Annotated in this window: 20 protein-coding genes; 10 read left to right on the top strand and 10 right to left on the bottom strand. The window is 44.3% G+C overall.

Annotation, left to right across the window (positions count from 1 at the left end):
• The first annotated feature begins 109 nt into the window (after positions 1-109).
• The gene (locus ACHEVO_RS11550) at positions 110-1,618 is read left to right on the top strand and encodes a DUF5677 domain-containing protein (protein WP_394125025.1); all 1,509 of its coding nucleotides are present in this window, start codon (positions 110-112) and stop codon (positions 1,616-1,618) included.
• 264 nt (positions 1,619-1,882) lie between these two features.
• Here ACHEVO_RS11550 and acnA read toward each other — a convergent pair whose 3' ends face one another.
• Both acnA and ACHEVO_RS11540 read right to left on the bottom strand, forming a co-directional pair.
• Positions 1,883-4,720 carry an aconitate hydratase gene (gene acnA, locus ACHEVO_RS11545; protein WP_394125024.1) on the bottom strand — a complete coding sequence of 946 codons (2,838 nt, stop codon included), beginning with the start codon at positions 4,718-4,720 and terminating at the stop codon, positions 1,883-1,885.
• A 296-nt stretch (positions 4,721-5,016) separates the two neighbouring features.
• A complete protein-coding gene (locus ACHEVO_RS11540; protein WP_394125023.1) occupies positions 5,017-6,087 on the bottom strand; it encodes a DUF3025 domain-containing protein in 1,071 nt (356 codons plus the stop codon).
• A 126-nt stretch (positions 6,088-6,213) separates the two neighbouring features.
• On the opposite strand from ACHEVO_RS11540, the gene ACHEVO_RS11535 reads away from it, so the two are divergent.
• Both ACHEVO_RS11535 and ACHEVO_RS11530 read left to right on the top strand, forming a co-directional pair.
• Positions 6,214-6,930 (top strand): hydrolase, encoded by a 717-nt coding sequence (locus ACHEVO_RS11535; protein WP_394125022.1) that lies wholly within the window; start codon positions 6,214-6,216, stop codon positions 6,928-6,930.
• Positions 6,931-6,989: 59 nt separating this feature from the next.
• The gene (locus tag ACHEVO_RS11530) at positions 6,990-7,577 is read left to right on the top strand and encodes a YchJ family protein (RefSeq protein WP_394125021.1); all 588 of its coding nucleotides are present in this window, start codon (positions 6,990-6,992) and stop codon (positions 7,575-7,577) included.
• 24 nt (positions 7,578-7,601) lie between these two features.
• Here ACHEVO_RS11530 and ACHEVO_RS11525 read toward each other — a convergent pair whose 3' ends face one another.
• The 3 genes from ACHEVO_RS11525 to ACHEVO_RS11515 all read right to left on the bottom strand — a co-directional run bounded on the left by ACHEVO_RS11525 (position 7,602) and on the right by ACHEVO_RS11515 (position 10,121).
• Positions 7,602-8,522 carry a class II glutamine amidotransferase gene (locus tag ACHEVO_RS11525; protein WP_057762068.1) on the bottom strand — a complete coding sequence of 307 codons (921 nt, stop codon included), beginning with the start codon at positions 8,520-8,522 and terminating at the stop codon, positions 7,602-7,604.
• Positions 8,523-8,885: a hypothetical protein gene (locus ACHEVO_RS11520; protein ID WP_341610369.1), complete on the bottom strand. Its 363-nt coding sequence runs from the start codon at positions 8,883-8,885 to the stop codon at positions 8,523-8,525.
• Between the two features lie 72 nt (positions 8,886-8,957).
• Positions 8,958-10,121: a homoserine kinase gene (locus tag ACHEVO_RS11515; protein WP_394125020.1), complete on the bottom strand. Its 1,164-nt coding sequence runs from the start codon at positions 10,119-10,121 to the stop codon at positions 8,958-8,960.
• A gap of 185 nt (positions 10,122-10,306) precedes the next feature.
• On the opposite strand from ACHEVO_RS11515, the gene hisF reads away from it, so the two are divergent.
• The 7 genes from hisF to glmS all read left to right on the top strand — a co-directional run bounded on the left by hisF (position 10,307) and on the right by glmS (position 18,090).
• Entirely contained in the window at positions 10,307-11,089 is a 783-nt protein-coding gene (gene hisF, locus ACHEVO_RS11510) for an imidazole glycerol phosphate synthase subunit HisF (protein ID WP_101205985.1), read from the top strand.
• Between the two features lie 185 nt (positions 11,090-11,274).
• Positions 11,275-11,796, top strand: a complete 522-nt coding sequence (ribH, locus tag ACHEVO_RS11505) for a 6,7-dimethyl-8-ribityllumazine synthase (protein WP_075106501.1) — start codon at positions 11,275-11,277, stop codon at positions 11,794-11,796.
• A 216-nt stretch (positions 11,797-12,012) separates the two neighbouring features.
• Positions 12,013-12,855: a transcription antitermination factor NusB gene (nusB, locus tag ACHEVO_RS11500; protein ID WP_394125019.1), complete on the top strand. Its 843-nt coding sequence runs from the start codon at positions 12,013-12,015 to the stop codon at positions 12,853-12,855.
• A gap of 8 nt (positions 12,856-12,863) precedes the next feature.
• Positions 12,864-13,895, top strand: coding sequence for a thiamine-phosphate kinase (gene thiL / locus ACHEVO_RS11495; RefSeq protein ID WP_394125018.1), 1,032 nt, complete (start codon positions 12,864-12,866; stop codon positions 13,893-13,895).
• Between the two features lie 3 nt (positions 13,896-13,898).
• A complete protein-coding gene (locus tag ACHEVO_RS11490) occupies positions 13,899-14,480 on the top strand; it encodes a phosphatidylglycerophosphatase A family protein (protein WP_296211298.1) in 582 nt (193 codons plus the stop codon).
• A 206-nt stretch (positions 14,481-14,686) separates the two neighbouring features.
• Complete coding sequence (gene glmU / locus ACHEVO_RS11485) at positions 14,687-16,063, top strand: bifunctional UDP-N-acetylglucosamine diphosphorylase/glucosamine-1-phosphate N-acetyltransferase GlmU (protein ID WP_394125017.1); 1,377 nt, start codon at positions 14,687-14,689, stop codon at positions 16,061-16,063.
• 182 nt (positions 16,064-16,245) lie between these two features.
• A complete protein-coding gene (gene glmS, locus ACHEVO_RS11480) occupies positions 16,246-18,090 on the top strand; it encodes a glutamine--fructose-6-phosphate transaminase (isomerizing) (protein ID WP_394125016.1) in 1,845 nt (614 codons plus the stop codon).
• Between the two features lie 302 nt (positions 18,091-18,392).
• Here the strand turns inward: glmS and ahr are convergent, their stop codons facing one another.
• From ahr to ACHEVO_RS11455, 5 genes are all read right to left on the bottom strand, one after another.
• The gene (gene ahr / locus ACHEVO_RS11475) at positions 18,393-19,394 is read right to left on the bottom strand and encodes an NADPH-dependent aldehyde reductase Ahr (protein WP_394125015.1); all 1,002 of its coding nucleotides are present in this window, start codon (positions 19,392-19,394) and stop codon (positions 18,393-18,395) included.
• Between the two features lie 254 nt (positions 19,395-19,648).
• On the bottom strand, positions 19,649-20,584 hold the full coding sequence (locus ACHEVO_RS11470; RefSeq protein ID WP_394125014.1) for a DMT family transporter: 936 nt from the start codon (positions 20,582-20,584) through the stop codon (positions 19,649-19,651).
• Between the two features lie 89 nt (positions 20,585-20,673).
• A complete protein-coding gene (locus ACHEVO_RS11465) occupies positions 20,674-21,384 on the bottom strand; it encodes an AraC family transcriptional regulator (RefSeq protein WP_394125013.1) in 711 nt (236 codons plus the stop codon).
• A gap of 84 nt (positions 21,385-21,468) precedes the next feature.
• The gene (locus ACHEVO_RS11460; RefSeq protein ID WP_394125012.1) at positions 21,469-24,558 is read right to left on the bottom strand and encodes an efflux RND transporter permease subunit; all 3,090 of its coding nucleotides are present in this window, start codon (positions 24,556-24,558) and stop codon (positions 21,469-21,471) included.
• Positions 24,555-25,847: an efflux RND transporter periplasmic adaptor subunit gene (locus ACHEVO_RS11455; RefSeq protein ID WP_394125011.1), complete on the bottom strand. Its 1,293-nt coding sequence runs from the start codon at positions 25,845-25,847 to the stop codon at positions 24,555-24,557. Before ACHEVO_RS11455 ends, ACHEVO_RS11460 begins: the two co-directional genes overlap by 4 nt.
• Positions 25,848-26,235: the final 388 nt, after the last annotated feature.

Genomic DNA, 26,235 nt, shown 5'->3' with positions numbered 1-26,235 from the left:
TCGGTATAACATGGCCTAATCAGTTTGCATTCCTTTTGAGATCATTAGATAGTATTGAAGGCAGATGAATAAATGTTAACATTCTATTTAACGAACAGGAGTTCAATTGATGTCTCAAAAAAGAGTAAGGCAAAAACAAAAGAATAAGAGCAAAGGGAAAATTGATTCTCATAAAAAGGAAGGTTCTAAACTAATATCTCCTTTTAATCAGATTCCAAATGCGGCTTATATCTCTTGGATGAATGATAGGCTTCCCTGCATGGTTTGGGCTGCATTGCTAATGAATGCAATCGGTAGAGAACAAGCAATTGAAACCTTTAGACAAATAGGACTACATGTTGGAAAGTTATTTCAAGAGATAGAAAATAGGAATTGTAGTTTACCTCGTGTAGGGATATATGGTTTATCTATTCTAGATTGTGATCTGCAAGATAAATTTTTTGAAGTGCTTTTTTCAGATAAAAGAGTAGTTAATGCTTTAAAGCCATTAATATTGTTTAAAGATTTACCTTTATCCAAAAAGTGGGGCGAATATCTTGGAGAAGTGCCGGAAAATGAAGGAGAACTTTGGACTAATCTAGCGGATGCAGTCGCAATTCTTTTAGATCATCAATCTCAAGAAGCTACTGATTGTCGTTGGGCTTATATGATACCCATTATTTATTCTGGAAAGCTTCAACTCCAAACTGAAGGGCAGTATAGAGAGTATACTGAATATCCCAATTACGAAGACCAACGAAAGGTTAGGCCGTTTATTCGAGCAACTGAAATGCAATTTGGCGGTGACACGTTGGATAAAGATTACTCTCAAGGAAAAAAGGCTTGGACAGAAAAATTCTGGAATGAATGCAAAGGTAATACAGAGTGTATTTCGCCCGTACCAAACAAAAGCAGTGTTGATTTTGATTTAATGGAAACTGTCTCTTCAGTCCGAGACATTTGGAATGATTTATTTGATCATTTCTTAAGAACTGATAAATTCACCCATATTCAGCCCAAACGTGATGCATCCTTTGGTTTTTGTTTTTATGCTCTCACTGTAACACAAGAAGGGTTGGCATCATCAGGGAAGTTAGTAACTGCAAAGTTAGCTTTAAGAATGCTGGCTGAAATCTATATCACTTTTAATTACTTAATAAGTGTAAGAGATGAAAAACTTTGGGATATTTATAGAAGCTATGGTTCAGGACAAGCAAAGCTTACATTTCTAAAGTTGGAAGAGATTCTAGAAAACCAACCTGGCTACATTAAGAAAGAAAATGTTGAAGCATTAGCGAATGAAGATATCTACATGGACTTTCAAAATATTAGTTTAGGTAATTGGGCAAACATAGACTTACGTAAAATGTCTCAAGTTGCAGGCTGTAAGAGTATATACGATGCTTATTACGCTTGGCCTTCTTCATATGTACATGGTCAATGGTGCGCAATTAGGGATGTTGTTTTTACTACTTGCCATAATCCACTTCATCGGCTTCATAGAATTCCAAGACTAGCACCACGATATGAAGATGGTGCAGAAAGTGACCTAATTCTTCTATTCAATAAAGTCTTAGATTTATTAAATGAGGTTTATCCAAGCTTCGATAAACGAGCAGAGTTGGTTCAGAAACCTTAGGCTAGTGCTAAAAATGTGTTTCAATTGAAACAACACTTACAGTAGGTTGTTTTTATTGAACTCTTTAAAAGAATACTAATGAAACGCGACTCACCAGTTTGAATAGTTATTCCTGCTTATTGAGCCGGTTACGTTTGCACTATCCCAAACTTGTATTTTGTCTTGATGTTCAAGCAGCTAAATTTTCAAAATGCCACATAGAAAAGCCCAATCCCCTACTTTAAAGGTGATTGGGCTTTTTATCATACAAAGCTTAACTAACTACTAGCCTGCTTCTTTGCTCTCAGCAGCCAATTGACGTAGTACATAGTGCAATACGCCGCCATGACGCACATATTCGCGCTCTTTTGGCGTTTGTAGACCAACATTTACCTCAAAGGTTTCTGCCGAACCATCAGCACGTGTAGCCGTAACCGTGGCTGTTTTACTTTCACCATTATCTAGCCCCGTGATGCTCAGCACTTCAGAACCATCTAGTTTGTAAGTCTCCGCATTTTGACTATCTTTAAACGTCAATGGTAGCACACCCATACCGACTAGGTTTGAACGGTGAATACGCTCAAACGAGCTGGTCAACACCGCTTTTACGCCTAGCAAGATAGTACCTTTAGCTGCCCAGTCACGGCTCGAACCAGAACCATACTCTGCCCCGCCCAGTACCACTAGCGGACGCTTATCTTCTTTATACTTCATTGCTGCATTGTAGATGGGCATTTCTTCGCCATCTTGTAGCGTAGCGCTGTCATCTTTGAAGTAATAGGTATAGCCGCCTTCTTTACCGCCCATCATGGTATTTTTGATACGGATGTTGGCAAAAGTACCACGAGTCATGACTGCATCGTTACCACGGCGTGAGCCATAGCTGTTGAAGTCCGCTTCCATCACACCGCGCTCTTGCAAGTACTTACCTGCTGGCGAGTCTGGATCGATATTACCTGCTGGTGAGATATGATCGGTGGTGATTGAGTCACCAAACAGACCTAGGATACGCGCGCCTTCGATATCAGGGATACCTTCTGGCTCCATGGTCATACCATCAAAGAAAGGTGGGTTTTTAATATACGTTGACCCTTCATCCCATGGATATAGTTGGCTATCCGCTGAACTAATTGCGTTCCATGCGGCACTACCATCAAATACTTCGCCGTAGTTTTTGCGGAACATATCAGCATCAATATTGTTGGCAATTAACTCGTTAATTTCTTCTGAAGTCGGCCAGATGTCTTTTAGGAATACATCGTTGCCGTCTTGGTCTTGGCCTAGTGGATGAGTGGTCAGATCGATATCGACTGTACCTGCTAACGCATAAGCAACGACCAACGGTGGTGAGGCTAAATAACTGGCTTTGACATGCGAGTGAATACGACCTTCAAAGTTACGGTTACCAGACAGTACCGCTGCCGCGACTAAGTCGTTTTCTTCAATGCCTTTTTCGATTTCTTCTGATAATGGCCCTGAGTTACCGATACACGTCGTACAACCATACCCTACTAAGTAGAAGCCCGTCTTTTCTAGCTCATCCATTAGATGGGTTTTTTCTAAATAATCGGTTACGACTTTAGAACCCGGTGCGAGCGATGTCTTAACCCAAGGCTTGGCTTTAAGACCTTTGGCAGCAGCTTTCTTAGCCACTAGACCTGCACCAATCATTACCGCTGGGTTTGAAGTATTGGTACAAGAAGTGATGGCAGCAATAACTACCGATCCGTCTCGTAGTTTGTGTTGTTTGTCATCGATGCTGACATTTGAGAAGACATTGTTTGCTGGCGCGTAACCTGCATTGTCATCACTGGTATCAACTTCGATATTCGGTTCAGCCGCTAAGTGTTCAGCTTGCTCTTGCTCGCCGCCTTCTTGATCAAAGCGTACTTTACCTTCTACTTCTGACTTACGATCTTTAGTCATTTTTTCTAACGTTTCGCCAAACTTCTCATGCATATCAGACAAATTGATACGCTGCTGTGGCAAGTTTGGACCAGCAAGTGCTGGCTGTACTGACGACAGATCTAGTTCTAACTTACTCGAATAAGTCGCCGCTGGTGTATCGGCATCGTGCCATAAACCTTGCGCCTTAGCATATTTTTCAACCAGTTCAATCTGCTCTTCGTCACGGCCAGATAGACGCAAGTAATCAATCGCCATTTGGTCAATTGGGAAAATACCACAAGTCGCGCCATACTCTGGTGACATATTGGCAATGGTAGCTCGATCCGCTAGCGGCATACTGTGTAAGCCTTCGCCATAAAACTCGACGAACTTACCTACCACACCATGCGCACGCAGCATTTCAACGACACGTAATACCAAATCGGTTGCCGTGACGCCTTCGGTTAGCTTGCCTTTCAGCTCAAAGCCGACTACTTGTGGAATCAGCATTGATGACGGTTGACCTAGCATCGCCGCTTCAGCTTCGATACCGCCTACACCCCAACCAAGTACGCCAATACCATTAATCATCGTGGTATGGCTATCTGTACCAAATACTGTATCTGGATAAGCGGTCAGCTCGCCATCGACGTCTGCTGCCATCACGACACGGGCTAAATACTCAAGGTTAACCTGATGCACGATACCTGTCGCTGGCGGTACCACGACGAAGTTTTCAAAGGCTTGCTTGCCCCAATGCAAAAATTCATAGCGCTCATTATTACGCTTAAATTCAATTTTTTCGTTCAAATCTAGCGCATCTTCGCGGCCATAAGCATCGACCTGTACAGAGTGATCGACGACCAGCTCACTAGGGATAAACGGATTGATCTGCTCAGCCTTACCGCCAAGCTCGACAACTGCATCACGCATCGCAGCCAAATCAACTACCGAAGGTACACCAGTGAAATCCTGCAATACCACACGCGCTGGCATAAAAGCGATTTCTTTTGACGCCTCAGCCCCTGCATCCCAGTTGGCAACTGCTTCGATATGGTTTTTACCAACCGACTGGCCGCCGTCTTCGTTACGCAATAGGTTTTCTAATACCACTTTCATACAAAATGGTAGTGTCTTGATATGCTCATAAGTTTCGGTCAGCTTTGGCAGGCTGTAGTAGGCATGCTCCTTGCCAGCAACCGAAAGGGTGTCTTTTACATCAAAAATATCACTCATGATAGCTTCCTTATCGTTGTTATAAATCCTGGACATAAATTATTATAAGTTTATGTATGACTGGTGGCTCAATAAATGATTGATCTATCTTGGATCAGCAGAGCAGTTTCGCAAAACTGTCTGATAGAAGTCAGTGTTAACAAAAGAGATAATCATATCTGTAGTGATTAACAGAAACTCCCTTTTACCATAACAAACATACAAGGCTTTGTTAACGTCTGGACGTTGTCGAATCGTGGCACAATCGTAAACGTAACAACGGTTTAGCGAGCTATCTTTAAATGATTTATTCCTATTTAATTTTTATCTTTTTTACGTCGTCCACTGCGGAATACATAGCTGTCCTCATAGAAGTCAGTATCGGCATTTTCTGCCCAAAAATGCGGCACCCCCAAGATAGGTAACGGCGCAAGCTGGCGCGGTTTGACTTCATCATTGGATAATAAGGTATCCATATATTCGGCAACTTTGTCATCCAAATAGCTCATACGTTCAGCTAAGGATAAGGTAAAGAATTCTTGTGCAACGTGAATGACAATGCTGTGAGCGCATAGAGGTTTGCGAGGATGTACCAACTGCTCAAGCAGTGCATGCCCAAAGATATAGACTGCGGCTTGAGCGCTGTTATCAGGCTGAGTTGGGTTGTCCCATTTAGCACGCGGCTTCACCAAACTTGCCTGCCAGTCAAAATCAACCAATGCCTCACCGATACTAGCATCAGAAGTCACTAGCACTGCGCCATTCTCATCAAAGACAGTAATAGTGTCGCGCACACGCCCTCGACGCTCACTGATGCCTTGCTTTTCGATTTCTAGCATATGATAGTAATTGAGCACAGCCTTAGTCTTCGGATAGGTCAGCCAAATGCTGCCATTAAACAAGTCATGCAAATTATCCCGTGTTGGGATATTGCCAGTTGTGCCGATGAAATGCTCATAAGCCTCCCCTTCAGGAAATGCATTTTGAGAGACGAATTGTAGCGTTTGAGATTTGTGGTCATGAGCAGGTTTGGTACACGGTAACGGCTGTTGCAAGTGATTAACCTGCTGCGTCATCGCCGTTTTTAAGACTTTGGCAATCGTGTCAGGCGTATTGGTGCCAGAAGCATTTATATTGTGCTCATATAGACTTTTCACATTATCCAAACCTTCTGAATCATTCAAACCATCCAAGCTATTTCTCTGTGATTTCGAGCGACTAAGCCGTTCAATCGTGTTGCTGATATAACTCAATTGAGTAATATGCGATAACCAAGGCACTTGCCAGTCAATAGTAGCAAAGCTGTTATCAAGCTGACCTTCTACTACAGGCAGCTGCTTAGTATGAGTATCGGAGTTAAGTGTGGTGGGCAAATCATTGGCAGGCATAGAAGCTCTCTCTTACAGGCTATCTCTATTAGACGTATGGGCGGTCTATGGTATCATGGTGCGCTTTTTTACTGCTAGATACGCCGCTCGAAAGGACTTTTTGAGCGCTATGGATGAATGAGTTTTATGGCAAATTTTAATACCCACTTAAATGTCGCATTTATGGTCAGCGGCACACTGAGTTTGACGGTTTATAAAGCTGGATTGATTGATGATTCGGGATTTTTGGTGTGCGTGGCGCTTGGTACTATCGGTGGGTTGCTGCCAGACTTAGATTCTGATAATTCAACACCGATTAAGCTCGGTTTTAATATCACCTCGTTTATCTTTGCCTTTGGGCTGGTCATGCATTGGCGTAGTGATTTGAGCTTACTGGCATTGATAGTATTGTGGCTGGTGGGCTACGGTTTTATGCGTTACGTGGTTTTTCATATTTTTACTACGATGACGGTGCATCGCGGCGTCATCCACTCTGTGCCGTATATGGCGATACTGGGATTGGGTCTGACGTGCCTAAGTTATTATGGTCTGCACCTACCGCTGACGACCAGTTGGTTTTATGGTCTGTTTTTATTTGGTGGCGCAATGGTGCACTTATCATTGGATGAACTGTATAGCGTCAATCTGTCCAATATGAAAATGAAACGCTCATCAGGCACTGCGATGAAATTTTATCAGCCAAAAGACAAATGGTGGTATTTGCTTCTATACACTATCCTTGCGCTACTGGTATATGCCGCCCCACCTTTTGAGATGTTTTGGTCACGATTAAGTGATCCTTCTGCATGGGCGCAGCTCAAAGTCGGCATATTGCCAGAATTAATAAAAAGCATGCTGCAATAAAGTTATCAAAAGACCATTAAGCCTAAACGAATAAGCCCAAACAAAAATTAGAGTAAAACATGCAATCTTACCCAGATACTTGCCCTTGCCAAATCAATCCAACAGCAGAGACGACAGATGCTCCACTATCCTATCAAGACTGCTGCCAGCCATATCATGATACTTTTTATAATGGTGCGTTTTATAATGATGAGGTTGACAAAGCAGATGGTACAAAAGCGGAGACAGCCGAACGGCTTATGCGCACGCGCTATAGTGCCTTTGCATTGGTGAAACCAGAGTATATCGTCAAGACCACAGTGCCTGCTCAGCAAGCATTACTTGATGTTGCAGCGATTGAAAGTTGGGCAAAAGAGACAGATTGGGCAGGACTAGAGATTGTAGAGCACACGCCAAAACTGGGTAAACGTCATGCACAGGTTGAATTTAAGGCTTACTTTAATGCCAAAGATAATGCAGTTGATTTAGCAGAAAAAATACAGGCGCATCATGAACTGTCTACTTTCGTAAAGGTAAAAAGCAAAGCTAATCAAGATGCACTTTGGTACTTTTTAGACCCGACGGTTGCGATGACTGTCAGCCAAAAACAACCGTGCATTTGTGGGTCTGGTGAGAAATTTAAACGGTGTTGTGGGGGTTATATTTAAACAGTATTGGATATTCATTAACCTTTAAACACTCGCCCCAACTGCTCGTGCGATTGCAATACCTTCATCAACCGTCAAAAACTTGCGCTGGCTTGGACTATCTTTATAAATGACATCACCATCTTGAAAAATTAAGCATTCATTGACGGCGAGCTGCTGCCACTTCTCATTTTCAGTCAATGGCACGGTGACTAAAATAGTGACTTTATCTGTATCTGTAGTCACATCACCAAAGTTAATCGCCATATCATCATCAGCGAGTTTGGCTTCACCAAATGGCGCTTTGCGCGTAAGATAAAACAGTAAGCTACCCGCATAAGCCAATTGCCACCTGCCATTCGATATTAAGCAATTAAATAGACCATTGGCCGATAGATAGCGACACTGCGTGGTCAAAAAATTAAACAGCGTTTTGTCATCAGGACGCGACTTAAAGCTACTCTTTAGACGATTGACCAAATAACAGAATGCCATCTCAGAGTCAGTTGAACCGACTGGCTGACAGTGTGAGGCATTACCGTTGTCTTGCAAGCGCTGACAGCGTTTGATAAATTCGCTATTCATCTGTCCATTATGAGCAAATACCCACTGCTCGCCCCAGACTTCACGGACGAATGGATGGGTGTTGGCCAAACAGTTCTGCCCTTGTGTCGCCTTACGAATATGCGCAATAACATTCATGGCTTTGATTGGGTAATTGTTAACCAAATCAGCGACTGGCGACAGATGGCTTGGGCGATTATCATGAAACAGACGCAAGCCCGTTGAGTCATTTGCCGTCTCATCGTTCGTTTTGTCATTATTGCTACATTCGCTGCGCTCAAAAAATGCAATACCAAAGCCATCTTCATGACTGTCCGTCATCCCGCCGCGCTTGCGAAAGCCTGCAAAGCTAAAGCCAATATCCGTTGGGGTATTACAGTTCATTCCTAAGAGTTGACACATTTAATCGTTACCGCCATTGTTATTATTAAGCGAATCATCGTTTATGATCGGTTCATCATTTATTGTCGGGTTGCCTTGGGAAGTGTTACTTTGAGCAGCAGATAGCGCATCAAAGTCAGCATCACTCATCTCATCCAGTAAGGCGGCACCATCAGTTGGGATGGTATCCAAAATGCGCTGAGCTTCTGCCAAATCTGTACTTTCTACCCAAAGAACGATACCCGAGTTCATGCCAGGGATAGCGCTGAGCGGCTGCAAGGACACGGTGATGCCGTTATTACGTAGTAGGTTGGCGTGTAGCTCACCTTGCATATTGGTATCGTAGCGCGCCAGTTTGTGCCAGTTATCAACTTGATCGGTCATGGGGTCGCCTCTAAGGTTTCGGTGCTAAAATTAGTACTAGCATTGGTACTAGAATAAATGAATAGGCAATGCTTAAGACAATTGATCTAGCGTATATTCTTTGATTGCAAACTCACTACTATTTAATGCTTCCTGCGCTTGCTCAGCTTGGGTAATACTGCTAAATACACCAACTATTTGATTATCTGGTTTGGTTGATAGTACAAATACGGTATTCTGTGACTTTTCAACATGCGTCCAATGGTAAGCGGCCAGACGTTTCATCAAGTCAGGGTTTTTGACCATGATGTTATCACCTGTACGGCCTTCGGTACGGTTGTAGTGAATCACATTTAGGCGTAATAACCAGAAAATCACCGCCGCTTTCGCCAGCATAACAGGTAGTGCGCGTTTTTCATCGCTGTTCAGTGGGCGGATCGATTCATAACCTTGTAAGAACGCTGCCATTTTACTGCGGTCAAAGTTAACGGATTCGCCTTGTTCTGCAACGCCCCACGTGGTACAAAAATCATTGATGGTAATGGCAATGTCCATCACGTAATGCTCGACACTGACTTCGGTAAAGTCCAACAGGCCCGTCAAACGTGCTTCGCCTTTTTGTAGATTCCATAAGGTATTGTCGGCAAACATGTCTAAATGACACAGACCTTTTGGTAAGGTTACCAATGGTAATTCTGAATAAGAGCGCCAGATATCGCTCATTAGCTTGGCTTCGTCACCTGGCATGAACTGCATTTCACGGTCGCGCACCTCTGTCCATGGGTACAAAGGCACGCCGTATTGCTCACTTGGTTGTAGTGCTTGTAGCGTTTCATGCAGCATTGCTAATGCTGCGCCAATATCATGACACATTGCTTGCGTGGTTTGATCCGGATGTGAGCCTGCTAGACACGGTACTAGCGTAATCGCTTTGTCTTCATAGTGGATGACATAACGCTTGTCCTCGCCATCCGTTTGCAAACCATTTGATTCAATAACGGCTAGCGGCGCAGCAACTGGTAATTTGCCATTTAATTGATTGAGGATAACGGCCATTTTTTCGATATCAGCAGGCGGACGCTCTTCAAACAATGTGAACACGTAAGAGTATGTGCCATCTACATCGTCAGTCGTTTGAATAAACCAGTTTGAGTTTTTTATCCCTTGAGTGATCGGAATCGCACGGGCGAATGACACGCCAAAGCTTTGGCAAAAGGCGGCAAACTGGTCATCGGTTAACTGGGTATAGACGGACATGACATCTCACTTATAGCAATTGGATAAGAAGTTGAATAGGATAAATTTATGCGGTAATGACAGCAATTGTACCGCGCATGATAAAACTATGGTGAAAAGCGTAATAATCTTGCGAAAACCTGCCTGAAATAGCAGTGATTTTGCTAGACTAGCGCCTATGAATTGATTATAAGGTGAAAGACCCTATGTTAGCAAAGCGTATCATTCCTTGCTTGGACGTTGACAATGGCCGTGTGGTCAAAGGCGTGCAATTTGTCGATATCAAAGACGCAGGCGATCCTGTTGAAGTAGCCAAACGCTACAACGAACAGGGCGCTGATGAGATTACTTTTTTGGATATTACTGCGACCAATGATGAGCGCGATACCACTTATCATACTGTTGAGCGCATGGCAGAAACGGTATTCGTTCCGCTGACCGTTGGCGGCGGCGTGCGTAAAATCGCTGATATCCGCAATTTGCTCAATGCTGGCGCGGATAAAGTTGCCATTAACTCAGCAGCCGTATTTACGCCGGAGTTCGTTGGTGAAGCCGCGCAGAAATTTGGCAACCAGTGTATCGTCGTTGCCATCGATGCCAAACGTGTCGCTGATATCAACGTCGATGGTATTGTCGTGCCACGTTGGGAGATTTTCACTCATGGTGGCCGTAAGCCAACGGGTATCGATGCCGTTGCTTGGGCGAGCAAAATGGCAGAGTTGGGCGCTGGTGAACTACTGGTCACCTCGATGGACGGTGATGGCACCAAAAAAGGCTATGATTTGGCACTGATGCAGCAAATTACGAGCCGTGTTAATGTACCAGTTATCGCCTCAGGCGGCGTCGGTAACCTGCAACATTTAGCAGAAGGCGTACTAGAAGGCGGCGTAGATGCCGTACTTGCCGCCAGTATTTTTCACTTCGGTGAGTACACGGTATTGGAGGCCAAAGAGTATATGGCAGCGCAAGGAATACAGATGCGTCTTTAGCACGCTCGTAATATACAAATAAAACCCAAAAAAATGCTATCATAGCGCTAACCATTTATTTTCGTTCAATTAACTAGGGCAACGCCAAAATAATAGGCGACCGAGTCGATTGAACGCATCAGACTATTTAGCTATTTATTGACGCCTATATTTCAATTGAACGCTTATTAAGCAAAGGATTTTTTATGTCGAATTTACAACAGCAGCGCAACGACGTGACTCATATCGATGGCAACCTACATCAAAACGCTGATGCTCGCATTGGTATCGTTGTCGGTCGTTTTAACGGTTTTGTCGTTGAGTCATTGGTTGATGGTGCAATCGATGCCCTACTCCGTCATGGTGTCTTGGGTAGCAACATTACTGTTATTCGCGTGCCTGGCGCATTTGAGCTACCACTTGTGGCCCAACGTGCTGCTGAATCAGATCGTTTTGACGCGATTGTGGCGCTGGGTGCAATCATCCGTGGCAGCACTCCACACTTTGATATTGTAGCTAGCGAGTCGGCCAAAGGTTTGAGCGCTGTGGCAATGGATTATAATATCCCTGTTGCTAACGGTATCATCACTACTGATAGCATCGAGCAAGCCATTGAGCGCTCTGGTACTAAAGCGGGCAACAAAGGCTCTGAAGCTGCGATGGTTGTACTAGAAATGATCGCTGTTTTATCACAGCTAGATATTGATGACAGCATCGATGAAGCGTAAGCTTTAAAGCTCAAATTTATTAGCTTAACTGGTGCTGCTATTTAGTAATAACAGCACCTCATAGCATTAGCCAGCTATCAAAACAATTGGCTACTTTTTGAATTTTCGCCGTATTTCTATACCCTTTAAAGCTTTAAGTCAGCATAGCTAATAAGTTACTTTGCTAATTTATATTTTGACTGGGTATCATCTCAAAAATTTAGGTACAGACCCCCTATGACTGACCAACTCAAGCGCGCTATTAGCGCTGCGAAAACCGCACAAGCCAATGATGGACAAGCTGAAGCTACCCGTATAGCGAGCAGTAGTGCGGGTGATCAAACATTCGATATGAGTGAGTCTTCTTACAAGACCAGTCACACTGCTATTCGTAAGGCACGTCGCTTTGCGATGCAGGGCCTATACGAATGGCTCGTCACTGATCGCCGCTTTGATGTAGATGGTAAGCTTGGCTGGAAAGCCAATGCTCCGCATGATATTGCTGCTCGCACGCGTGCAACCAATGCCATGCATACCGTCCATATCGGTTATTATCATGAAATGATGCGCGACATCCCAGAGCAGATTGAAGCACTCGACGCGCTTATCAGTCAGCATCTCGATCGTGAGGTTGATAAGTTAGATACGGTTGAGCACGCTATCTTGTTGATTGGCGCGTATGAGCTGCAAAACCGTGTAGAGATTCCTTATAAAGTCGTGCTTGATGAAGCAATGAAGCTAAATAATCACTTTGGGGCGACTGATGCTCACAAATTGATTAATGCGGTACTGGATAAAATGGCCGGTGAGCTGCGCGCAGTCGAAGTGCAAGCAGACACTAATGCCAATCTACGTACGTCACAAAAAGCGGCGGCTAAACAGTCTGAAGCAAATCCAGTGGATAGCATCGAAACTGCTGCTGAAACAGAAAGCGCGATCGTCGATGAGCCGACTGCATCAAACAAGCCGCGTATCAGTGCTAACAAAGCCAACGTTAAACGCAGTAGTGCCAGTAAAGCCAGTGCAAATATCAGTGACTTTAAGGCGAGCAAGAAAAACGCTAACGATACCAAAGACTAAGACTAGCCATGAACGAGTTTGAGCTGATTGAGCGTATATTCTCACAGATGCAGGCCACGCATACGCCATTAACTGGTATCGAAAAAGGTATCGGTGACGACGCGGCGGTGATGGCATTGCCAGCAGGATCACGCTTGGTTAGCTGTATTGATACGTTGGTTCAAGGTCGTCACTTTCATGCTAACTGGCAAAGAGTCGACGAATTAGCGTTTGCGATTGGCTATAAAGCCGTGGCTGTTAATGTCTCAGATATCGCTGCTATGGGTGCGACGCCACATAGCATTATGCTAGCGTTGGCACTACCTGAACGTCTAGCAAATCACGATTGGCTCACGACATTTGCCAAAGGCTTATTTCATGCGTGCCAGCTGTTTGGCGTGACGCTGATAGGTGGTGATACCACGCGTGGTGATCGTTTAGTGCTCAGTATCAGCGCGCAGGGATTACTGGCCGCAGATACACCAGCCATTTATCGCTCAGGTGCACAAGTGGGTGACAAAGTTTATGTTTCAGGCACACTTGGTGATGCTGCTTTCGCCTTGCAACATCCTGACAGCGCACAAGGTATCGAGTTGGCACATCGTCTACATATGCCAACGCCGCGTATTGCGCTAGGTGCAGCATTGGCAAAGATGGGTGCCACAGCGATGATAGATATCTCCGACGGTCTTTACCAAGATCTTGGGCATATCTGTCAGCAAAGCTCTGTCGGCATACGAATCCATTTAGATAAGCTACCGAGTAGCGAGTCATTATCTACTGTCGATTTGTCTGATCGCTTATTAGGTCAGCTAGCGGGCGGCGATGATTATGAACTGGCATTTACTTTGCCTTCACATATCAAACCGCCTACTGGCAACACACCTGTCACTTGTATCGGCGAGGTAATTGCACTAGCAGATCCGATAGCGACAGATACCAAGTCTTCTGATAACTCACGTCTTGAACTGTTTTATCAAAATCAGCCAGTGACGCCAACTCAGCCCGCACCGTTTTTGACGTGGCCCAATCTTACTGGTTACCAACACTTTACAGGCTAATCCATGACTGATCACGACTTATCTAAGCCTGACATCCGTAAAGCAAATGACTGCCCACCATTACCGGTCGGTGCCAGTATGCTTGACCGTGTGGTTTATTGGCTTGGGCTAGGTTTAGGTAGTGGTCTGCCGCGCCGTGCACCTGGCACTTGGGGTACTGTTGGTGGGTTAATCATTGCAATACCATTGTTGAGTTTGGGCTTTATACCTTTTCTCATTCTGACAATTCTATCTTGTATTTTGGGCGTTTGGATTTGCGGACGCACTGCTGAGCTGATGCAAGGTCATGATGATCCGCATATCGTTTGGGATGAGTGGGCAGGTATTTGGATTACCCTACTGCCTCTTTCTTACATGGGGATTGCTGACGATAACTTTTGGCAAAATATGTCTCAAGAACTTTCTATTTTCGCCATTGTTTTCGCTTTTATCTTATTTCGCTTTTTTGATATCGTTAAGCCGCCACCGATTGGATGGGCTGACAAAAGAGTTGCTGGCGGGTTAGGCATTATGCTCGATGACATCATCGCCGGTATCATGGCAGCAGTAGTATGGGTAGCGGTTATGTTTGGTGTGCTGTTATAAGCTACCCTAACTACTACGATGCTGAATTGGCTACTCTACAACCGCTAATCCTAGCAACGTTATCAATTTGAACGCTACTCTCCTGTATAGACAATTGATCTATTGTTAGTAGGTGGCATTACAAAGCCTGCACATCACAGCATTTTTATAAATGAACATTTGCGCTATAATCCAATATTATATTTTGTTACATTTGTGAGCCTATTATGACATCTCCTCTTTCTGTAATTATTTTAGCTGCCGGTAAAGGCACACGTATGCAATCGGCAAAGCCAAAGGTATTGCAGACATTGGCTGGGAAGTCTTTATTAGGCCATGTGCTAGATACTTGTCATCAGCTCACTGTTGATGAAACCATCATTGTTCATGGCTTTGGTGGTGATCAAGTAAAGTCAGAGATTACCAATCAATATACACAAGCATCGATTACTTGGGTTGCTCAAACTGAGCAATTGGGAACTGGCCATGCGGTCAAGGTGACACTGTCTGATTTACCCAAGTCAGGACAAAGTCTTATTCTTTACGGTGATGTGCCATTGGTAAGCTGTGAGACATTGACAGCATTGAAAACTGCCAATATTGATGGCATGTCGATGCTGACGCTGACGGTCGATAATCCGTTTGGATTGGGTCGTATTAAGCGTGACCAAGCCGGTAATATTGAAGCCATCGTTGAGCAAAAAGATGCCAATGCTGAAGAGCAAAGCATTAAAGAAATTAACAGCGGTATCTACTGCGTCGATAATGCGTTACTGCACAAATACTTGCCTGAGCTCTCTAACGACAATGCACAGCAAGAATATTATCTGACGGATATCGTTAAAATGGCAGTCGCCGATGGTATTACTATCGCGGCGATTGAGCCTGAGCATACGTTTGAGATTGAAGGAGTTAATAATCGTCAACAGCTTGCTAGTCTAGAACGCACTTGGCAGCGCAAGCTAGTTGCTGATTTGCAAGAAGCTGGCGTGCAATTTGCCGATCCTACCCGTGTCGATATTCGTGGTACGTTAACCGCTGGTCAAGATGTGTTTATTGACGTTAATGTGGTATTTGAAGGTGACTGTACCTTGGGTGACAACGTCTATATCGAAGCGGGCTGTGTCATCAAAAATGCCCAGATTGGTAATGCCTGCTACATCAAACCGTATTGCGTGATCGATCGCGCTGATATTGGTGCTGGTGTTGATATCGGACCTTTTGCGCACTTGCGTCCTGATACCGTACTATCTGATAACAGCAAAATTGGTAACTTTGTCGAAATTAAAAAATCGACTATTGGTCAAGGCAGTAAAGTAAATCACTTAAGCTACGTCGGTGATGCAACCGTTGGCACAGGCGTTAATATCGGTGCTGGTGTCATTACCTGTAACTATGACGGTGCTAATAAATCGCAAACCATCATTGAAGACAATGCGTTTATCGGCTCTAACGCCAGTCTAGTCGCTCCAGTGACGATTGGCGATACTGCTACCGTTGCTGCTGGTTCTGTGATTACCAAAGACGTTGATAGTAGTGCGTTGGCATTTGGTCGTGCGCGTCAAGTACAAAAAAATGATTTTCAAAGACCCCCTAAAAAATAATTGCTCATTGGTGGTTTAGTCAACCTCAGTCATTCTTGAACCATTTTAAGCAGTACGGCAATCTTTGTGGTGCTGCTTCATCATATTTATCTGTTGATGACTCATCATTAATGACCAACCAAATTATTTGATCTTGCAACATTATATATTGAACTACTAAAATTTGAATCTAAGGAAGAGCCATGTGTGGAATTGTAGGCGCCGTTGCTGAGCGAAATATCGCTAATATCTTACTTGAAGGCCTAAAGCGTTTAGAATATCGTGGCTATGACTCAGCTGGCCTGACGGTTATTCGTGATGGTGAACTACACCGTGAGCGCCAAGTAGGTAAAGTACAGGCACTGGTTGATGCCGTTGCAATCAATCCAGAGTTTTTTAATGGTTACATCGGTATTGCTCATACGCGCTGGGCAACCCATGGCGAACCAGCACAGCGTAATGCACATCCACACGTGTCAGGCAAGATTGCGGTCGTGCATAACGGCATCGTCGAAAACTACGCTGAACTAAAAGAAGAGTTAATAGCCAAAGGCTACGTGTTTACTTCACAGACAGATACTGAAGTTGTGGCGCATCTAATCCATGATATCTACAAAAAAACGCCTGACTTGTTAGAAGCAGTACGCACCATTATCCCGTTACTGCACGGTGCTTTTGCATTGGGTATCGTACACGTAGATTGCCCTGATGAACTCATTACTGTACGTCTAGGCTCACCTTTAGTGATTGGTGTCGGTATCGGTGAGAATTTTATCGCATCAGATCAATTGGCGTTGCTGCCAGTGACTAACCGCTTTATGTATCTAGAAGAAGGCGATATCGCCAAATTAACTCGCAATAGCATTCAAGTTTATGCAGATGGTGTTGAAGTCCAACGTCAGATACATGAGATTGATGCAACCCAGCATAATGCCGATAAAGGCGAGTTCAAACATTATATGCTCAAAGAAATTTACGAGCAGCCAGATGCCGTCGCTCGTACGATAGAGATGGCTTTGGATAATGGTGAAACGACTAAACTACGCGACGATTTTTTACAGCGTCATGAGACACTGTTGTCAGGTATTCGTCATGTGCAAGTGATTGCTTGTGGTACCAGTTATCACGCTGGTATGGTCGCAAAATACTGGTTTGAGAGCCTTATTCGTATACCTTGTTCGGTCGAGGTTGCCAGCGAATTCCGCTATCGCAATCCTGTCGTCGTCGATAACACTTTGGTCATCTGTATTTCTCAATCTGGTGAAACGGCTGACACCTTATCAGCGTTACGTGATATCCAGAAGCAAACACCAACAGGCTTAGTCAGCTTGGCATTATGTAATGTACCGACGTCATCGCTGGTACGCGAAACAGATATTTTCTTGCCGACGTTAGCAGGACCTGAGATTGGCGTCGCCTCTACCAAAGCATTTACCACTCAGCTTGTGGCATTGATACTGTTGATATTAAAAGTTGGCGTCACGCAGAAGCGCATGACTGACGAACACTTAAATACGTTATTAAGTGAGTTACATCAATTATCAGGACAACTCTACGCCAGCTTAAACCTTGATGCTCCTATCAAGACCATGAGTGAAAGCTTTGAAGATAAGAAGAGCTGTCTATTCTTAGGTCGCGGTCTACAGTTCCCGATTGCTCTGGAAGGCGCGTTAAAGCTAAAAGAAATTTCTTACATTCATGCAGAAGGTTATGCGGCAGGTGAACTCAAACACGGTCCATTGGCATTGGTCGATAAAGACATGCCCATCGTCGTATTGGCACCTAAAGATAGTATGTTTGATAAATTAAAAGCCAATATGCAAGAAGTGCATGCGCGTCATGGCGAGCTATTTGTCTTCGCTAGCGAAGCCAGTCAGATGGTCGCTGAAGATAGACTGCACTTAGTATATGTGCCCGATGTTTGCGAGACGCTTGCCCCTATCGTCTACAGCGTGCCTGTGCAGCTGTTGTCATACCATGTAGCAGTAATGCGTGGTACAGACGTCGACCAGCCACGCAATTTGGCAAAATCAGTCACGGTAGAATAAGAAGAATTACTCTACGAGAGCTCTGAAAAAACAAATATTTACCCCTGCTATTGTGAACTCAGTAGCAGGGGTTTTTTATAATTTTAAAACGATCTACTAGCAGTTTAAAAAAGTAGTAATAATTGGCTGAGCAAAAATTAAATAAAGATACTTAGACCCAGTTCCAAATAATTCTCATATTTTAAAAACTGGTGAAAAGTAGAATTACGATACAAAAAAAATAGTGATACTCCGTCTATTAACTAGAGTATCACTATTATTGTTCTTATTTGGTGGCTACATTTAGTTGCCTGTAACGACGTTTAGTCTCTCTCTAGCACCACTCTATAGCGAGCATTGCCACTCTCTAATCGCTCAAACGCTTCATTAATCTCAGACATTTTGTATGTTTCAGTGACTGGCTGAATATTATGGCGAGCAGCAAAATCTAGCATTTTACGTAGCGTCGCTGGTGAGCCAACTGGTGAGCCTGATAGACTGTTTTGAGCCATAATCATTGGTGCAGCCGATATCTCTAGTGGTGCTTCTAGCAGTCCAACAAAATGCAGCTTACCTTTTGGTCTTAGCGTCTTGATCACGACATCCCAGTTCATATCAACGTTCACTGTTGAGATGATTAAATCAAAAGAACCTGCGGCTTTTTCAATTTCGCTATCGTCTCTTGAGTTTAGTGAATGGTGAGCGCCCATCTCTTTTGCTTCTTCCATTTTTGATTCACTGGTAAATGCCGTCACTTCACAGCCCCACGCGTTGGCAAATTGCAATGCCAAATGACCCAAGCCACCAATACCAATTACAGCCACTCTAGAAGTTGGTTTGATGTCGTACTGCATAAGTGGGTTAAACACTGTGACACCGCCACATAACAGTGGTCCTACCGCGTTAAAATCAAGCCCTTCAGGTATCTTGATGACGCTAGTATCTTTTGCGCGTACTTTATCTGCAAAGCCGCCATGATTACCAATGATCGTACCTTCTTGCTCAGGGCATAAGTTATGATCCCCATCGATGCATAGATCACAAACGTTACAGTATCCTTTATGCCAGCCAAGTCCGACTTTATCGCCCAATTCTAGATGCTTGACGTGCTTGCCCTTATTAAGGACTTTACCTGCAACCTCATGCCCACCGACAAACGGATATTGAGTCATACCCCATTCGTTTTGCCACATCGATAAATCACTGTGGCAGATACCGCAGCTATGTACTTCGATTTCTACTTCGTGATCGCCTAGAGCACCTGGGTCATATTCATAAGGCTCAAATTTGCCACCTTTCTCTTTTGCTGCATATGCGTTAATCATAGTTATTCCTTATTTTCTAGTTTTTTTAAAGATTGGTTTATAGCTCTAGTAGCTACTTATCTATTAGTAAAATTAAAATAGTGCTATAAGAGATAAACAATTTCTTCAATTAATTTGGTTGGACAGACTATAGCAAAGACTGTCCCAACTAATCCATTCAACTTACCAGTTTTAGACTAACGTCATACAAAGAGTCATACTTAGCAGGCAGTAACTCATCAAAAATACTGCTTATCGTCAGAAATATTGCTTGGTTACTTATATAGTGCATGTCTTCTTCGATACCTTATCAGTTTTGGCGTCTTCATTACCTGCAATAAGAGACAGATTATCATGAGTGACATTCCTAGCCAGCCGATAGGAGAGAATGTTTCACCGATTATAATGATAGCCAATATAGTGGCCACGATAGGTTCTAACAATGTGATAAGTGTCGCTTTGCTCGCCTCGATCTCTCTCAACGCTTGACCAAAAAGTAAATAACCAAAGAACATCGGCGCAATTGCCAGATATAGGGCAACGCTTATATGTTTTGCATCTAAAAACAGGTTTTCCCCTGTTAATAATAATGATGGCAACAATAAGATTGCCGACAGACCAAACATACTGGCCATCGCTGATTTCGAGTTTACCCCGTTCTCTATCATCTGACGTGCTGACCATGAGTATGTGGCATAGGTCAGTCCTGCAACTAACCCTAACAACACGCCTAATATCTGACTATTTGCTTGTGCGTTTATATCTAAATATTGAGTTTTCCCTAAAGTCAGCAAAATGACGCCAACCACACCAAATATAAAACTTACCACCCATCGACTAGTGAATCTTTTATTGCTAATCAGACGCTCCATGATAACAGTGAAAAATGGTGCGCTAGCAATTGAGATCACTGTACCAATAGCGACACCAGCCAATCTCATAGAGGAATAAAAAGCTAAAGGATAGATAGCAACGCATAGGCTACCGATGAATAAGAGACTGGGTTTAGAAAGTAGTTTCTGTCTATCGCTTAATAAATTATTCTTAGCATTCAGTACTAGCAATACACCACCTACCCCCATAGAAAACGCACCAACGGCTAATGGACTAACGTCGGGTATAGAAGCAGAGGCTGTACCTGTCGTTCCCCAAAGTACACTGGCAGCTATCACACATAAAATAGCACTTAGATTAGATTTATTCTGCAGCATAGTAGCTACCTCTAACGTTATAATGAATAACATTATTATAGAGATTTATAGACTGATATTTGTGCAGATTAGACGGTTTGCATGTTTGGTTAGACGTGTTTTAATTTGGAAGGGGCAATACCAAAATATTTAGAAAAGCGGCGGCTAAAAGCACTAACATCCGTATAACCAACCAGTTCGGCTATGATAGCGATAGGTGAATCAGTATGCAGTAACAAAGCTTGCGCCTTTTGCATTCTGATCCTTGTGATGTACTCAGTGACGGTTTGGTTTGTTTGCAATTTGAAGTTCTTTTTGAACTGCGTAGCACTGAGACAAGAGATATCCGCCAACACTTCGATAGAAAGGTTTTTAGAAAAATTGTGGTGAATATATGCGACGACTTCTCTAATTCGAGCGTCATATTGCACAAATAGATTTTGTTGTTCTAAGAGTTTATAAAAGGTATCAAACATCAACTTCTCAACTTCAGGATTGATTTGATACCTTAACTGACTTTCTGAAAACTCCAAAAATGCCAACAATGGCGAACTTATAGAAAAAACAATTTGTGATGAATGAAGCACATTTTCTGGTAATAGATCTGTATCCACAACGATAAACTTTGCATTCTCCTCAGCGCTAAAGTAGTGCTTTTCATTTACCTTGACCACAACACATTCGCTCGGGATAACTTTTCCAGTATAGCTCCCAACTTCGATATTGATTGCCCCTCGCAAAGGCAAAACAATCTGATGAAAGTCATGAGAATGCCCTCGAGTCTGGCGAGTGTATGACCTAATTGAGAGCGTGTTAATCATGCATCATTTTCCAGACTGCTATTATTGTATCGTGTCTTGGCTCACTATTGGGTTAGCTATTTGGCTCTCTATAAGAAGTGACTATTAGAGGTCACTAGGTTTGCCATGTGGAGCTAACCATTTAGCAAACCATCCTGATAGGTCATCCATCAAGGTATAGACGACAGGAATAACAACCAAGCTCAATAGCGTAGAGGTTACCAGACCACCCAATACCGCTGCTGCCATCGGTCGCCTAAAGGTAGGATCTGCATCACCCCAACCAAATACTAGAGGCAACATACCTGCGCCCATCGCAATAGTTGTCATGATAATAGGCCGTGCACGCTTACGACATGCATCTACGATAGCTTCAAAGCGTGCCAACCCACGTCGCTGGGCAATCAACGCATAATCGACCAGCAGGATTGAGTTTTTGGTCGCAATACCCATGAGCATAATAAAGCCAATCATCGAAGGCATCGATAAGCTGCTATTGGTAATAACCAAGCCAACAAACGCCCCACCGATCGACAGAGGTAGCGCCATCAGAATGGTAAAAGGCTGCAACAAACGACCAAAAAGTAAAATCAGTACGCCTAAAATACAAACTACACCGACGGACATCGCAATGATAAAGCCACTAAAGAGGTCGGCCATGTTTTCGGCTTGGCCTTGATCGATGATGGTAATCGAAGGCGGCAATTGTTGCATGGTCGGCACTGCTTTGACCGCTTGTACCAAATCGCCAAGCTCGCCACTCGCAGGTTGTACTGTGATACTAATAGCACGCTCTCGATCCAGTCTGCTAATCTGCGCAGGCCCAGTGCCAAAGTCTAGCGTAGCAACCTCACCGACGCGCACGCCTTGACCTGCAGGCATAGTACTCGGCACGTACAAACCTTCTAGCTGGCTAACATTTTGCTTAGCCACATCAGGTAGACGTACGACGATTGGTACTTGACGCGTATCAAGATTGAGCTTGGACAATTGCTGTTCGTAGTCGCCTACGGTCGCCACACGTAAAGTCGTAGCGATATCTTGCGTCGTGACCCCTTTATCCGCCATTGCCAACCTATCTGGCGTTACCGTTAGCTCTTGGCGTGGTAGACTTCGATCACTGGTCACAGCGCCTGCACTTGGTAGCCCCCGAATCTCAGACATGATTTTTTGTGCAGTTTGTTCAAGCAATTGCGGGTTGGTACTGGTTAATGAAAAGTTATAGCCACTTTCACCACCACTCGATAGCCCGACTGTAAACCGTGCTCCTGGCACTTCTGTCATCAGCTTGCTAATTTTGCGCTCTATCTCTTGCTTGGTGCCTCGTTCTGCACGCGGAGCAAGCACAATATCCAAGCCAGCGATGTTTTCAGCCTTACCGCCGCCGCCATCCGACGCACCCATCGACGCCTGTGCCTCTCCCACTGAGGTAAAGATATTGGTCACCTCAGGCATGGCCAAAATACGAGCACTTGCTAGCGCTGCCACGCGCTCAGTATCTGCCAACGATACGTCAGGTGTCAGCTCAATAGCCACTCGAGTTTGATTGATATCATTATCAGGGATAAACGACGTGGGTAGCAGCTTAACCAGAGCTAGCGATGCCACAAATAAAACAAGTGTTGCACCCATGGTTATCCAGCGATGATGTAGAGTCCAAGACACAATCTTAAGATAGTACTTCATCATCGCGCTTTGTTTTTCGACGTGCTTTTTCTCAGGTCGTAAGATATAAGCTGCCATCATAGGGGTAATCAGGCGCGCCACCATCAGCGAGGCAAAAATTGATAAGGCAGCTGTCCAACCAAACTGACGGAAAAACTGTCCAACGATACCGCCCATAAAGGCTGTTGGTAAAAACACCGCAATCAACGTAAAAGTGGTGGCGACAACGGCCAGACCAATTTCATCAGCGGCTTCCATCGCCGCTTCATAAGGCGTTTTACCCATACGTAGATGGCGTATGATGTTTTCGACTTCAACGATTGCATCATCGACCAGCACCCCAATAACTAGTGATAGTGCCAGTAGTGAGATGATATTAAGACTAAAGCCAAACAGATACATACCCAAAAAGGTTGGAATGACTGACAGCGGTAAAGCGACTGCGGCAACGATAGTCGCTCGAATATTGCGCAAAAACAGGAAGACTACCACTACAGCCAACAGCCCTCCTTCGATGAGCATTCTTAACGAGGCTTCATAGTCTTCTGCAATGGGTGTGGCTCGATCATAGACCTTTTCGATACTGATATTACCGACATCAGCGGTCAGCTTGGCAAGCTCCTCATCGACCAGCCCCATCACGTCGACCTCACTGGCCCCACGCGATCTAGTGATGTTAAATGCCACCACTGTTTGACCGTCCAGCTTAGCAATCGAGCTTGGATCTGCTGCGCCGTCAGTGATTTTTGCCATACGACCTAAAGCTTGTGTACCCCCCGTAGGGACCGCCACTTGTAAATCGTTTAGCTCATTTGCTCGCTCAACAGCGCCGAGAACACGGATGGTCTGAGTCGTATTGCCAACTTCTGCCTCCCCGCCAGAGCTGTCCTGCTGGATACCAGCGATTTGCTGCGATAATTGTGAAATAGAAAACTTCAGACCACTTAACGCAATTGGGTCAGCAGCAACCGTGATTTCACGCTGCAACCCGCCAACACGGCTCACGGTACTAACGCCTGGTATGTCAGATAGCCGTTTGGTAACGGTATCATCGACAAACCAAGATAGATCCTCCACGCTCATATTCTCAGCAGCGACAGAGTAAGTAACCACTGGAAACCCAGCAGTAGATACTTTGGTAATAATAGGATCATTAGCCGCAGCTGGTAGATCACCACGTACTTCGCCGACTGCTGACCGCACATCGTCTACCGCTTCTTGAATGTCTTTTTCTAAGGTAAATTCAGTGGCAATGGTCGCCGCGCCCGTCTGTAACGTGGTGCGAATATGACTCACGCCCTCGATACTGGTCAGTTTATTTTCAATCTTTTTGGCGATATCGTTTTCGAGCTGTGAGGGCGCAGCACCCGGTAGCGTTACCGTGACTACCACCGCTGGCAAATCTATGTCCGGAAACTGCTGGACTTTCATTTTCATGAAACCGTAAATGCCGCCTAACGTCAGCAGCACAAATAGCAAGATAGCGACGAGCGGGTTCTTTATCGAATAAGCGGAGACGTTTAAGCTCATGGCTGTGCCTGCACTGGCTTACTGGTTTGGGTTACACCATTAACAACACGTACTAGGTCACCATCATTTAAGAAGCTGCCGCCCTGTTTTACGATACGACTGTCACTTGGCAAAGGCTCTAGCACTGCTACGCTCTCGCCCAATCGCTCACCTAACGTGACTCGCTGCTGCTTGATACGCCCCATGGATCGATCATCTCGAGTAGTCGATTCGGTAACGAGCATCACATAATCATAACCATCATTGCTAACCACGGCGCTATTAGGAATCGTTTGCGTACTAGTACTTCCCAATAGGAACTCACCTGTTTGATACATGCCTGCACGTATCTTTGAGTTGGCAGCTAGGCTGGCATAAATCGTAATTTGACGGTTGTTGTCTGCGGTTGGTGCGATGCGGTTTACTTGCCCCATCACTGTATCACCACCCGGCAGACTGACTTGTACAGGCGTACCGACGTTTATATCACCGACAAGCTTAGGATCTATATCTGCTCGCCATTCCAAAATGCCGCCTTTAATAATCGTAAATAGCGGATCCCCGCCTGCCACTTGACCAACCTCTACCATCTTTTCACTGATAATACCGCTGACAGGAGCGACGACTTTTGCATTCTCTAACGTCAAACGCTGATTGCTCAAACGGGCTTTGGATGCTTGCAAAGAGGCTCTGGCACGGACTTCCGAGGTACGATAGCGATCGGCTTCTTGTTTGCTGATGGCATCGATATCGATCAATGGCAGCACACGTGCAGCATCAGCGCTAGCATTGGCAAGGGTGGCTTCCGCTTCTGCGACATCTGCTTGCGCTTGTAGCACTTGCTGCTCCATGGCATCAGTATCGAACACCGCTAAAACTTGACCCACTCTGACGCGGTCGCCTTCTTCGACCAAGATACGCTCAATAGCCACACCATTGACTTTTGCACTGACGTTCGCAGTGTCTTTAGCATTGATGGTTCCATCGGCACTGAGCGTGCTACCGATATCATCTTGGCTTGGACTGACTGTTTCTATTGAGAGTACTGATTGCTCAATACTGGCATCACTACCAGTTACCTGATCGTTTGCGACAGAATTAGAAGTTGCTGACTCATCTGTAGCTGCATTACTATCATTGCCCCAATATTTGCCAAGCAGTACTCCAATCACTAGCACGGCTGCTAATACGGGCCACAACCATATTGGTGGTTTCGCAGATGGCCTTTTAGATACAGTGTCAGTTTGACGATACGGCGGCAACTCAGATTCAGCTGACGGCTTAGAATGGGTTTCTTCAAAATCGCTCATGATAACTCTCTGTAGGTACAGTCAATATTGAAATACTCGATATGGAATGACTAAAAATATCAATCAGTCACAGCAATAATAAAAAGTGGCACGCAATCGAAGCAATTTTTGGACAGCCTGATATAGGGCTATGAGCGTTGCTTACAGAGAGTATTACGATGTTCTCTAAAGCACTGTTTATTATTATAATAGTCCATCAAATTATCGAGAATAGCATATATTTAGTCATCATCTTATTTTTATATATAGTGTCTAGCGTTCATAATTTTAATTGAAACTTAGACCGAATATCTGTGCAATATTCAAGGCATATCGACCAATTTAAAGAAATAAGAGCGCGTGTAGCCAGTCGCTGAATCTCTGATGTATTCAACGACTGACTATGGAT

It is taken from the genome of Psychrobacter nivimaris, assembly GCF_043419765.1.
In the GTDB taxonomy this organism is placed as follows: Bacteria; Pseudomonadota; Gammaproteobacteria; order Pseudomonadales; family Moraxellaceae; genus Psychrobacter.
Note: the sequence above shows the minus strand (reverse complement) of the source record. Positions and strands in the feature narration are given on the sequence as shown.

Bases quoted from the DNA above. Each gene is read 5' to 3' on its own strand.
- ACHEVO_RS11550 (WP_394125025.1), top strand. From the start codon at position 110: ATGTCTCAAAAAAGAGTAAGGCAAAAACAAAAGAATAAGAGCAAAGGG.
- acnA (WP_394125024.1), bottom strand. From the start codon at position 4,720: ATGAGTGATATTTTTGATGTAAAAGACACCCTTTCGGTTGCTGGCAAG.
- ACHEVO_RS11540 (WP_394125023.1), bottom strand. From the start codon at position 6,087: ATGCCTGCCAATGATTTGCCCACCACACTTAACTCCGATACTCATACT.
- ACHEVO_RS11535 (WP_394125022.1), top strand. From the start codon at position 6,214: ATGGCAAATTTTAATACCCACTTAAATGTCGCATTTATGGTCAGCGGC.
- ACHEVO_RS11530 (WP_394125021.1), top strand. From the start codon at position 6,990: ATGCAATCTTACCCAGATACTTGCCCTTGCCAAATCAATCCAACAGCA.
- ACHEVO_RS11525 (WP_057762068.1), bottom strand. From the start codon at position 8,522: ATGTGTCAACTCTTAGGAATGAACTGTAATACCCCAACGGATATTGGC.
- ACHEVO_RS11520 (WP_341610369.1), bottom strand. From the start codon at position 8,885: ATGACCGATCAAGTTGATAACTGGCACAAACTGGCGCGCTACGATACC.
- ACHEVO_RS11515 (WP_394125020.1), bottom strand. From the start codon at position 10,121: ATGTCCGTCTATACCCAGTTAACCGATGACCAGTTTGCCGCCTTTTGC.
- hisF (WP_101205985.1), top strand. From the start codon at position 10,307: ATGTTAGCAAAGCGTATCATTCCTTGCTTGGACGTTGACAATGGCCGT.
- ribH (WP_075106501.1), top strand. From the start codon at position 11,275: ATGTCGAATTTACAACAGCAGCGCAACGACGTGACTCATATCGATGGC.
- nusB (WP_394125019.1), top strand. From the start codon at position 12,013: ATGACTGACCAACTCAAGCGCGCTATTAGCGCTGCGAAAACCGCACAA.
- thiL (WP_394125018.1), top strand. From the start codon at position 12,864: ATGAACGAGTTTGAGCTGATTGAGCGTATATTCTCACAGATGCAGGCC.
- ACHEVO_RS11490 (WP_296211298.1), top strand. From the start codon at position 13,899: ATGACTGATCACGACTTATCTAAGCCTGACATCCGTAAAGCAAATGAC.
- glmU (WP_394125017.1), top strand. From the start codon at position 14,687: ATGACATCTCCTCTTTCTGTAATTATTTTAGCTGCCGGTAAAGGCACA.
- glmS (WP_394125016.1), top strand. From the start codon at position 16,246: ATGTGTGGAATTGTAGGCGCCGTTGCTGAGCGAAATATCGCTAATATC.
- ahr (WP_394125015.1), bottom strand. From the start codon at position 19,394: ATGATTAACGCATATGCAGCAAAAGAGAAAGGTGGCAAATTTGAGCCT.
- ACHEVO_RS11470 (WP_394125014.1), bottom strand. From the start codon at position 20,584: ATGCTGCAGAATAAATCTAATCTAAGTGCTATTTTATGTGTGATAGCT.
- ACHEVO_RS11465 (WP_394125013.1), bottom strand. From the start codon at position 21,384: ATGATTAACACGCTCTCAATTAGGTCATACACTCGCCAGACTCGAGGG.
- ACHEVO_RS11460 (WP_394125012.1), bottom strand. From the start codon at position 24,558: ATGAGCTTAAACGTCTCCGCTTATTCGATAAAGAACCCGCTCGTCGCT.
- ACHEVO_RS11455 (WP_394125011.1), bottom strand. From the start codon at position 25,847: ATGAGCGATTTTGAAGAAACCCATTCTAAGCCGTCAGCTGAATCTGAG.